The organism is Olleya namhaensis (assembly GCF_900114005.1).
Lineage (GTDB): Bacteria > Bacteroidota > Bacteroidia > Flavobacteriales > Flavobacteriaceae > Olleya > Olleya namhaensis.
The window spans coordinates 19,140-30,305 of record NZ_FORM01000015.1 but is presented as its reverse complement, the minus strand read 5'-3'; the positions used below and the strand labels follow the sequence as shown (position 1 = coordinate 30,305).

The window sequence follows — 11,166 nt, the reverse complement described above, 5'->3', positions numbered from 1 at the left end:
GTTGTACCATCTTCGTCAATATATTCTAATTGATTAGTTGTTGTATTGAACGTTAAAGAAGTAACCGTTTCTAAGTTATCTACTAAATCAGTTAGATCTAATTGCGTTACTAAACCATTTTCGTCAGTATAATCAATATTAGTATCATCAGCATTTAAAGCGATGATAGTTGTTGTTTCGTCATAAGTCGTTTCAGTACCATCTTCCGAAGTGTAAGTAAAAGTACCATCAGCGTTATCTACTAAAGTAGTAACTGTTTCTAAATTTGCTACTATTGCAGCAAAATTCACATTAGTTATAACACCATCTTCATCTGTATAGTCAATACTAGCATCATCAGGATTAAGCGCAATGGTTGTTAATGTCTCTAAGTTTGCAACATCTAAAGTCGTTGTTACACCGTCTTCATCAGTATAAGTAAAAGTTCCATCGTTATTATCAACGATAGTTGTTAATGCTTCAAGGTTTGCAACGATAGCTGATAAATCTAATTGCGTAACGACACCATCTTCATCTGTATAGTCAATGTTAGTATTGTCGGGATTAAGCGCAATGGTTGTTAATGTCTCTAAGTTAGCAACATCTAAAGTCGTTGTTACACCGTCTTCGTCTGTATAAGTAAAAGTTCCGTCGTTGTTATCTACGATAGTTGTTAATGCTTCAAGGTTTGCAACGATCGCTGATAAATCTAATTGCGTAACGACACCATCTTCATCCGTGTAATCTATATTAGTATTGTCAGGATTAAGCGCAATAGTTGTTAGTGTTTCTAAGTTAGCAACATCTAAAGTTGTTGTTACACCGTCTTCATCTGTATAAGTAAAAGTTCCGTCGTTGTTATCAACGATAGTTGTTAATGCTTCTAAGTTTGCAACGATAGCTGATAAATCTAATTGCGTAACGACACCATCTTCATCCGTGTAATCTATATTAGTATTGTCAGGATTAAGCGCAATAGTGGTTAATGTTTCTAAGTTAGCAACATCTAAAGTCGTTGTTACACCGTCTTCGTCTGTATAAGTAAAAGTTCCGTCGTTGTTATCAACGATAGTTGTTAAAGCTTCTAAGTTTGCAACGATAGCTGATAAATCTAATTGCGTAACGACACCATCTTCATCAGTGTAATCTATATTAGTATTATCTGGATTAAGCGCAATAGTGGTTAGTGTCTCTAAGTTAGCAACATCTAGAGTAGTTGTTACACCGTCTTCGTCTGTATAAGTAAAAGTTCCATCGTTATTATCAACGATAGTTGTTAATGCTTCTAAGTTTGCAACGATAGCTGATAAATCTAATTGCGTAACGACACCATCTTCATCTGTGTAATCTATATTAGTATTATCTGGATTAAGCGCAATAGTTGTTAGTGTCTCTAAGTTAGCAACATCTAGAGTCGTTGTTACACCGTCTTCGTCTGTATAAGTAAAAGTCCCGTCGTTGTTATCTACGATAGTTGTTAAAGCTTCTAGGTTTGCAACGATAGCTGATAGATCTAATTGAGTAACTACACCATCTTCATCTGTGTAATCTATGTTAGTATTGTCCGGATTAAGCGCAATGGTTGTTAATGTCTCTAAGTTAGCAACATCTAAAGTTGTTGTTACACCGTCTTCGTCTGTATAAGTAAAAGTTCCGTCGTTGTTATCAACGATAGTTGTTAATGCTTCTAGGTTTGCAACAATAGCTGATAAATCTAATTGCGTAACTACACCATCTTCATCTGTGTAATCTATATTAGTATTATCTGGATTAAGCGCAATAGTTGTTAATGTCTCTAAGTTAGCAACATCTAAAGTTGTTGTTACACCATCTTCATCAGTATAAGTAAAAGTTCCGTCGTTATTATCAACGATAGTTGTTAATGCTTCTAAGTTTGCAACAATAGCTGACAGGTTTAATTGTGTTACTACACCATCTTCATCGGTATAATCAATATTAGTGTTGTCAGGATTAAGTACTATTGTTGTTAATGTTTCTGCGCTATTTGTATCAACAGTAGTAATCGTTCCGTCTTCAGAGGTGTAGGTAAACGTCCCATCTGCGTTGTTTATAAGTGTTGTTACTGTTTCTAATGCGGATACATCTAATGTTATAGGCGTCCCATTCCCATTATCAAAAGTATATGTGCCATCGCCATTATCAATCAGAGCAGATTTTGTAATAGTAGTAATCGCGCCATCTTCACTGACGTAGCTAATTGTACCATCATTGTTATCTACAAGTTGTGTAATGGTTTCGTTAGCCATAACATCAACACAAAGACTAGTCCAAGTGTTATTGTTAAACTGAAATAAGCAATTTGCATCTGTATTGTAAACTATAGCTCCGTTTAAAGGTGTGATAGCATTCATTTCTGCATCAGAAATTCGTGTTACGACTAAAGCCTTGTCTGAGCTTTCCAATTCTAAGATAGAATTTTGGTCAATAGTTTGTGGATTGTCACCTATTTTGACTTGGGCAAATAAGTTTGTTGTCAAAAAAAAGGATAGTACTAGTAAAAACTTTTTCATTAATTCGGGATTTTAAACCGAAAATAAGAATGATTCCTTGTTTTTTAACTAAAATAGCTCTATTTATTCGGCTACAATCGACTAAAAGCAAATAAATCGGTTGAAAAACATAAAAAATAATTGAAATAATTGTTTGTATATTGGAAATAAGTTCTATTTTTGCCATCGGAAATGCGAGAGTAGCTCAGTTGGTAGAGCGTCAGCCTTCCAAGCTGAATGTCGCCAGTTCGAACCTGGTCTCTCGCTCTAAAAGCTTCATCATAACGATGAAGCTTTTTTTATTTCAATTCATTTAAGAAAGTTCCTGTTTCTACTTCATAAGGTTCGCTATCATATTCAAAAATTCTTGCAGTTAATGTGCCTTTAAGTTCTATTGACTGCCCATTTACTTTTAGCCAACTACCTTCACGTAATCCAACGACTGGTTGTGTATTAAATTGATGAAACTCTTTTATTCTAGTTTCTCTAGTTTCTCCCATGTGTGTACTGTTGGTGTCGGGATCCAAATAATGAGGATTAATATTAAAAGGCACGAACCCTAAAGTTTTAAAGCTTGGAGGATACACAATTGGCATATCATTAGTGGTACGGATATTTAATCCACAAATGTTGCTTCCAGCGCTAGTTCCTAAATAGGGTGTTCCGCTATTGATAGCGCTTTTTAATGGCTCCAACAATTTGTATTGATACAATGCGCTAACTAAGACAAACGTGTTTCCACCACCTGTAAATATCCCTTTTGCATTGGCAATAGCTTCAGCTGGATTTTTAAAGGTGTGTAAACCTGTAACTTTTATATCAATTTTAGCAAAAGCTTCTGCTGCTTTTTTTGTGTAATCATCATGAGATATACCACTTGGACGTGCGTAGGGAATAAAAATAATGTCTTTTATATCTTTAAAGTGAATTTTTAAAGCGTCAAGTAAATAATCAAGATAGGCACCTGAATGCAAGGTTGAAGTACTTGCTATTAATAATTGTTTCATAAATATAGTTTTTGTAAATTTAGTTATTAGAAGCTTTTAACAAAAGATTATAGAGGCTTTACATTAACATTAAGAGTAAAAGTTTTTAATTTACGTAAAATCAACCAACATGAAATCATATTTAATTGCATTTTTATTATTAACCTTTAGTTTTGCGTCAGCTCAAGATTCTACACGAGTAGAAATAAAAGGTAAAATTATTATTGATTCTCCCGACGTAGAAGGTATCACGGTGTACAATTCATCTTCTAATAGAGGGACTATTACTGATGAAAAAGGTGAATTTACTATAAAAGCCATGTTGAATGATAAAATTAGTGTGGCAGCACTTCAGTTTAAAGATTTTAATGTTGTGGTAGCACAAGAAGTTATAGATTTTAAGCAAATGAATGTCTACTTAGTAGAGCAAGTTAATAAGTTAGATGAAGTTGTTATTTTACCTTATAATTTAACAGGTATTTTAAAGGAAGATGTGTCAAGTGTAAAAACATTTAACGCTAATATGGATGCTATTTACTTTGGTGTTGATGATATTAGTTTGTACGAATTTGCAGATGACTCGTATAGTAAGGTTGATAACTTAGCTGCAATGAGTCAAAACGAAAGAATAAGATACCAAGCAGATGGTATGGCTATTCTAGGTGGTTTGGTTGGTTTGATTTTTAAAAAGAAAGACAAGAAGAATAGAAATAATAATAGTACAGAACCAATAGAGGTTTTAGCATTGTCTGATGTTTATAATCACGATTATTATACTCTAAATTTTAAAATACCAGAAGATCAGGTAGAAGCTTTTATAGCTTTTGTGGAAACTAGTGATTTTGATAGTACGCTTTTAGATAATGGAAAAGAGATGGAGCTAATTGAGCATCTTAACTCAGAAAGTAAAAAATTTTTAAAGACAACCATTGAAAAGGACTAAGCTAATTTTAAGGTTAGTTTGTTTTTTTATTATCTCTACAGTCCATGCTCAAAAAGTTGAGTTGTCTGGATTAATAGATGGGGACGATGATGTTGAGGGGGTACATATTTTAAATAAAACATCCCTGACCAATGCAACATCGGACGTTAAAGGTGCCTTTACCATATCTGCAAAAGTAAATGACACTATAATATTTACCGCAATACAATACAAAACGTTGTTTAGGGTAGTTACTGATAGTGATATAGCGTTAAAATCTTTACAAGTAAAATTAGAGGTTTTTGTTAACGAATTGGACGAGGTTTACCTAGCTAGATCGTTATCTGGAAACTTAACGGATGATGTCCTAACTTCTACAGCTAAACCTAAAATTAATTTTTACGACGTCGGAATTCCTGGTTATAAAGGCAAGCAAAAAACACAATCCGAGAGGCGTTTGTTTGAAGCCACGACAGGTGGAGGAATAATTCCTTTAAATCCAATTATCAATGCAATATCAGGACGGACTAAAAGATTAAAGGCGCAAATACAATTAGAAAACGACGATGCTTTATTGGCCAGGTTAAAAGATGATTTGTCGATTGATTTTTTTAAAACTCATCCGCTAGAAGAAAAGCATCATGTAGAGTTTTTCTATTTTGTACAAGAAGACCCAGATTTTAGAAGTAAGTGCAGTAAGAATAACTTAGATGCTTTTGCGTTTCTCAAAAAAAAATTGGAGCAATACAAGTTAAATTTATCAGAAAAAGAATAAAATAACAATTGGAATGCTTTTTGTCATTATTCAATTAAATTTGTAATTATAATTAAACTTCATGAAGCCATTTAAATATATTTTATTAGTTAGCTTGTTTGCGTTGTTCTCTTTTTCAGGGATACATAAATACTATGTTAGTATTACGCAAATCGAATATGTAAAAGAGAAGCAATCGGTACAGATAATATCACGAATTTTTGTCGATGATATCGAAAAATTGATTCGTAAACGTTATGATGAAAAGGTGACATTGAATGATGGTCAGGACGAGGTAATAATTGATAGCTATATAAAGAAGTATCTTTTAGAAAAGATGTTTATCAAGATTAACGGAACACCATCAATGTTGAAATTTATAGGAAAAGAGTATGATGATGACATTATGCGCTGTTATCTAGAAATTGAAAATGTAGCCTCTATTAAAAGTTTTGAGATTCAAAACAAGGTCTTATTTGATATTTTTGAAGATCAAAAAAATATTGTTCGAAACAATATTAATGGTAAAAACAAGACTTTTATTTTGATACCACAGAAAGATAAAGGTTTGTTAAACTTTTAACAAACATTTTATTCAACGTTAATTTTTGTTAAATTCACGTCCTTAAAGTAACAACCACTCACAAATGAAAAAACTAAAGTATTTATTTCTTTCAGCATTTTTTGTGTCTATAAGTGCCTTTGCACAAGACCAAAAAGAAGATAAGAAAGAGCCTCAGCAAGGTCACACAAACAACAACAAGTTCAAGCAGTTGTATGAAGAGTTTTCAACGCCTAATATGTATAGAGCAGCTTCGGGTGCTCCGGGTGCTGCTTACTACCAGCAACAAGCAGATTATAAGATGGACTTAGAGCTTGATGATGTTAATGCAAAATTATCAGGTTACGAAACTATTACGTATACTAACAACTCGCCAGATAACCTAAGTTATTTATGGGTTCAGTTAGACCAAAATATGCGTGCTAAAGATTCAAAAACACCATTAATTAGTGATGATTCTGCACAGCCTGCAACAACACCAGGTAGTTTTGCAAATAGCTATTTGACAGAAGCTTTTGACGGTGGATTTAATATCCAAGAAGTAAAAGATTCTAAAGGTCGTGCTTTACCGCATATGATTAACCGCACAATGATGCGTGTTGAAATGCCAACAGCATTAAAGTCTGGAGAATCATTTTCTTTTTCTATCAAATGGTGGTACAACATCAATGATCACGTAAATGGTAGAGGACGTTCTGGATACGAGTATTTTCCAGAAGATGATAACAGAGCATATGTTATTGCACAATTCTACCCAAGAATGGCAGTATATAATGATGTAGAAGGATGGCAAAATTCTCAATTCTGGGGACGTGATGAGTTTGCATTACCTTTCGGAAATTTTGAAGTAAATATTACTGTACCTGCAGATCATATTTTAGATGGTACAGGTAAATTGACAAATAGAAAAGACGTGTTCTCAAAAGATATGATGAAACGTTATGAGCAAGCTAAAAAATCTTATGATGAGCCTGTTGTTATAGTAACACAAGACGAAGCAATTGCTAAGTTAAGTACAAAATCGACAAAGACTAAAACATGGAAGTTATATGCAGAAAATGTACGTGATTTTGGTTTTGCAACGTCAAGACGTTACATCTGGGATATGATGAGTGTTAAGATTGGTGGTAAAGATGTTATGGCTGTATCATTATATGGTAAAGAAGGAAACCCATTATGGGAAGACTGGTCTACTAAAGCAGTAGCAAGTACATTAAAGTCTTACTCGCGTATGACTTTTGACTACCCTTACCATAAAGCAATATCTGTACATGCTAAAGAGCAAGGAATGGAGTATCCAATGATCTGTTGGAATTATGGTCGTCCTGATAAAGAAGGAAACTATAATGATAGAACTAAGTTTGGTATGATGTCTGTAATTATTCATGAAGTAGGACATAACTTTTTTCCTATGATTGTAAATAGTGACGAGCGTCAATGGACTTGGATGGATGAAGGTTTAAATACATTTGTACAGTACGTAGCAGAACAAGATTTTGGAAAATGGTATCCAGCAGCATTGTCTGAAGGACAAACAGCTTATCCATCACGTCGTGGACCAGCAGCAAACATTGTAAGATACATGGGTGGTGATCAAGATTATATTGCACCAATTATGACTAAAGGATTAAATACTTACCAGTTTGGTAATAACGCATACAGCAAGCCAGGAACTGCTTTAAATATTCTTCGTGAAACAGTAATGGGAGAGGAGTTATTTGACTATGCTTTTAGAGAATACGCACAACGTTGGATGTTTAAGCACCCAACTCCAGAAGATTTTTTCCGTACAATGGAAGATGCATCTGCAGTAGATTTAGATTGGTATTGGAGAGGATGGTTTTACACAACAGACTATGTTGATATAGGTGTAAAAGACGTAAAAAAGTATTTTGTATCTAATGAGCCTAATGCTGAAATCAAAAAAATAGCAGAACAAAGAGGGATGAAGTTAAGTGACTTACCACCTTTAGTATATTTTGTAGAAGAAGGAAGTGAAGATTTTAATGCGAGTTTAAAAGGTAAAACAGCTTTAGAAAATTCAGCAACTTTAAACGAATATATTATGGACAACTTCACGCCTGCTGAAAGAGCTAAAATAAAAGAACCAAAATTCTTTTACAAAGTAACTTTTGAAAAGCCAGGTGGATTAGTGATGCCAATTATAGTTGAGTACACTTATGCTGATGGGACATCAAAAACGGAAACGTATCCAGCACAAATTTGGAGACTTAATGACAAAGAAGTTAGTAAGACTTTAGCAACCGAAAAAGAGCTAGTAAGTATTACTGTAGATCCTAAATTAGAAACAGCAGATGTGGATGTTTCTAACAACTCTTGGCCAAGAGAAGTAAAGGCTAGTGAGTTTGATAAATTTAAAGATCAAAACAAAAACTAAATAATTAGTTTGTTATAATATTTAAAAGCCCTTAAAACATATGTTTTAAGGGCTTTTTTTATTTTGTATATTTATCAATATAAAAAAATATCATGTATACATATAAAGCTAAAATAATAGCAGTTTACGACGGTGATACTGTAACAGCAATTGTTGATTTAGGTTTTTTACACTCTCAAGAAATGAAATTACGTCTTTACGGAATTGATACACCCGAGTTAAGAGGGGCTGAAAAAGTAGAGGGTAAAAAAGTGAGAGATATTGTACGAAGTATGATTTTGGATAAAGAGGTTATAATACGGACATATAAAGACAAACAAGGTAAATATGGGCGTTATTTGGGAGATATAGTTTTAGAAGATGGATTAAACCTTAATCAGTGGTTAATTGATAATGGTCATGCTAAACCTTATTTACTGTAAAATAAAAAAGCGACTACTTGTTTAAAGTGGTCGCTTTTTTAAAAACATATAATGATTAATATAAATCTATTATAAAATTATTTCTCCATTCCCGGAGGATATTTCTCCATTATTTTAGCAACAAACTCCTTGATGCGTTCTTCTTTCTTTTCTACATTTTTAGAAAGGTAACCGGTACCTTGACCTTGCCAAACCAATTCTTTTTTATTAGCATCAATTAAATCTACAAATAATACGCCTTGTGTAGATGTTGATATATTTGGTTGCGAATTCCAACCCCATCCCCAACGTGGTCCACCCCAACCCCAAGCGCCTGCGCCCCAAGAGTTATTGTATACATCAACACGTTGATTAGATTTTGTAAAGATGCTAACTAATACGTCTGGCTTTTCAGACTTAGTAAACCCTTTTGCTAATAATTCAGATTCAATAGCACGAAGGATTCTTCGTTTGTCTAAATCACTGATTTCAGCTTTGTCTATTCCTGATTTAAAAAATGCAAAGGTTTTGTAATTGTTAAAATCTACAGCTTTGTCATAATCGGCAGCAACTTTAACAGAACTACAAGATGTTAGTGCTATAGCGACTAACACGATAGGTAACAGTTTCATAATTTTTTTCATAGCAGTATTGTTTTAAAGTGAATTTAATAAATCTTCATCAACTAGATTTGGTAACGTTACTCTTAAATTAGGTTCAATAGCCATAGCGCGTTTTATTGCAAAAATAGCTTCGTCATTTCTGGCCCAACTTCGTCTTGAAATACCATTATTAACGTCCCAAAATAGCATTTGTTTTAATCGTTTTGATGCTTCCTTACTACCATCAAGAACCATACCAAATCCACCGTTAACAACTTCTCCCCAGCCAACACCACCACCGTTGTGTATACTTACCCAAGTAGCGCCTCTAAAACTATCGCCTATTACGTTTTGAATAGCCATATCTGCTGTAAATCTTGAGCCATCATAGATGTTAGAAGTCTCACGATACGGGCTGTCTGTTCCTGATACATCATGGTGGTCTCGTCCTAATATTACAGTATCAATCTCTCCGTTTTTAATAGCTTGGTTAAAAGCTTCTGCAATTTTCATACGTCCTTCTGCATCAGCATACAAAATTCTTGCTTGAGAGCCTACAACTAGTTTGTTGGCTTGTGCACCTTTAATCCATTGGATATTATCAGCCATTTGTTGCTGGATTTCTGGAGGTGATTGTTTTTTGATGTCTTCTAATACTTGACAAGCAATAGCGTCTGTTTTGGCTAAATCTTCAGGTTTTCCTGACGCACAAACCCATCTAAAAGGACCAAAGCCATAATCAAAACACATAGGGCCCATAATATCTTGTACGTAACTTGGGTATCTAAAATCAATACCATTCTCAGCCATTATATCTGCTCCTGCTCTAGATGCTTCTAGTAAAAAGGCATTACCGTAATCAAAAAAGTATGTTCCTTTTGCAGTATGTTTATTAATAGCAGCAGTATGACGTCTTAATGTTTCTTGAACCTTTTCTTTAAATAATTCAGGATTGTCAGCCATCATTACATTAGCCTCTTTAAAAGATAGATCTGCAGGATAATATCCTCCAGCCCATGGATTGTGTAAAGAGGTTTGATCACTTCCAAGATCAATATGGATATTTGCTTTGTCAAAGGTTTCCCAAACGTCTACAATGTTTCCTAAGTAGGCAATTGATATGGTTTCTTTTTCGGCTTTAGCCTTAATAACACGATCTACTAATTGGTTTAAATCGGTAATTTTCTCATCAATCCAACCTTGATCCAAACGGACTTGCGTGATTTTTGGATTAACTTCAGCACAGACAGTAATACAACCTGCTATATTACCAGCTTTTGGTTGTGCACCAGACATTCCGCCTAATCCTGAAGTCACAAATAAGTTTCCTTTAGGTTCTTTTTTAATTTTTCTAAAACCATTCAATACGGTAATAGTCGTACCATGTACAATACCTTGTGGACCAATATACATGTAACTCCCGGCAGTCATTTGACCATATTGGGTTACACCTAGGGCATTAAATTTTTCCCAATCATCCGGTTTAGAATAGTTAGGGATCATCATACCGTTAGTAACAACAACTCTTGGGGCTTCTTTGTGTGATGGGAATAACCCCATTGGGTGTCCAGAGTACATGGTTAGTGTTTGCTCGTCATTCATTTCTGCCAAATACTTCATGGTTAGTCGGTATTGTGCCCAATTAGAAAATACAGCACCATTACCACCATAAGTAATTAACTCGTGTGGGTGTTGTGCCACAGCGTAATCTAAGTTGTTTTGTATCATTAACATAATCGCTGCGGCTTGTTTTGATTGCGCAGGATAGTCGTTAATAGGTCTAGCGTACATTTTGTAATCTGGTCTTAAACGGTACATATAGATACGACCATACGTATCCAATTCATTTTTAAACTCAGGTAGTAATGTTGCATGATGTTTTTTATCAAAATAACGAAGCGCATTTTTTAAAGCTAACGTTTCTTCAGCTTTACTTAAAATAGACTTACGTTTTGGTGCGTGATTTATGTTAGCATCAAAAGGTTTAGGTTGTGGTAATTGGTTAGGGATACCTTCTAATATTTGGTCTTTAAATGTCATAGTATGTACTGA

General features: G+C 34.1%; 9 protein-coding genes and 1 tRNA gene. 6 read left to right on the top strand and 4 right to left on the bottom strand.

From position 1 onward, the window contains the following. Positions 1 to 2,510: beta strand repeat-containing protein (locus BMZ09_RS15770; RefSeq protein ID WP_090842440.1), on the bottom strand; the 2,510-nt coding region annotated here is incomplete at its 3' end. Between the two features lie 173 nt (positions 2,511 to 2,683). Here BMZ09_RS15770 and BMZ09_RS15765 point away from each other — a divergent pair. After that, positions 2,684 to 2,756, top strand: a tRNA-Gly gene (locus tag BMZ09_RS15765). A gap of 32 nt (positions 2,757 to 2,788) precedes the next feature. Here the strand turns inward: BMZ09_RS15765 and pepE are convergent. Continuing rightward, on the bottom strand, positions 2,789 to 3,496 hold the full coding sequence (gene pepE / locus BMZ09_RS15760) for a dipeptidase PepE (RefSeq protein WP_090842438.1): 708 nt from the start codon (positions 3,494 to 3,496) through the stop codon (positions 2,789 to 2,791). A gap of 109 nt (positions 3,497 to 3,605) precedes the next feature. Here pepE and BMZ09_RS15755 point away from each other — a divergent pair, with 109 nt between their 5' ends. The 5 genes from BMZ09_RS15755 (at position 3,606) to BMZ09_RS15735 (ending at position 8,533) form a co-directional block, all read left to right on the top strand. Then, positions 3,606 to 4,418, top strand: a complete 813-nt coding sequence (locus tag BMZ09_RS15755) for a carboxypeptidase-like regulatory domain-containing protein (protein ID WP_090842436.1) — start codon at positions 3,606 to 3,608, stop codon at positions 4,416 to 4,418. 61 nt (positions 4,419 to 4,479) lie between these two features. Beyond that, on the top strand, positions 4,480 to 5,172 hold the full coding sequence (locus BMZ09_RS15750; protein ID WP_143067843.1) for a hypothetical protein: 693 nt from the start codon (positions 4,480 to 4,482) through the stop codon (positions 5,170 to 5,172). A 61-nt stretch (positions 5,173 to 5,233) separates the two neighbouring features. Beyond that, positions 5,234 to 5,734 (top strand): DUF6702 family protein, encoded by a 501-nt coding sequence (locus tag BMZ09_RS15745; RefSeq protein WP_090842432.1) that lies wholly within the window; start codon positions 5,234 to 5,236, stop codon positions 5,732 to 5,734. Between the two features lie 64 nt (positions 5,735 to 5,798). Next, positions 5,799 to 8,111 (top strand): M1 family metallopeptidase, encoded by a 2,313-nt coding sequence (locus BMZ09_RS15740; RefSeq protein WP_090842429.1) that lies wholly within the window; start codon positions 5,799 to 5,801, stop codon positions 8,109 to 8,111. Positions 8,112 to 8,203: 92 nt separating this feature from the next. After that, on the top strand, positions 8,204 to 8,533 hold the full coding sequence (locus BMZ09_RS15735; protein ID WP_218143726.1) for a thermonuclease family protein: 330 nt from the start codon (positions 8,204 to 8,206) through the stop codon (positions 8,531 to 8,533). Positions 8,534 to 8,610: 77 nt separating this feature from the next. Here the strand turns inward: BMZ09_RS15735 and BMZ09_RS15730 are convergent, their stop codons facing one another. Both BMZ09_RS15730 and BMZ09_RS15725 read right to left on the bottom strand, forming a co-directional pair. Beyond that, positions 8,611 to 9,156: a DUF4136 domain-containing protein gene (locus tag BMZ09_RS15730; protein ID WP_090842427.1), complete on the bottom strand. Its 546-nt coding sequence runs from the start codon at positions 9,154 to 9,156 to the stop codon at positions 8,611 to 8,613. A 12-nt stretch (positions 9,157 to 9,168) separates the two neighbouring features. After that, a complete protein-coding gene (locus tag BMZ09_RS15725; RefSeq protein ID WP_090842425.1) occupies positions 9,169 to 11,154 on the bottom strand; it encodes a urocanate hydratase in 1,986 nt (661 codons plus the stop codon). Between the last annotated feature and the right edge of the window lie 12 nt (positions 11,155 to 11,166).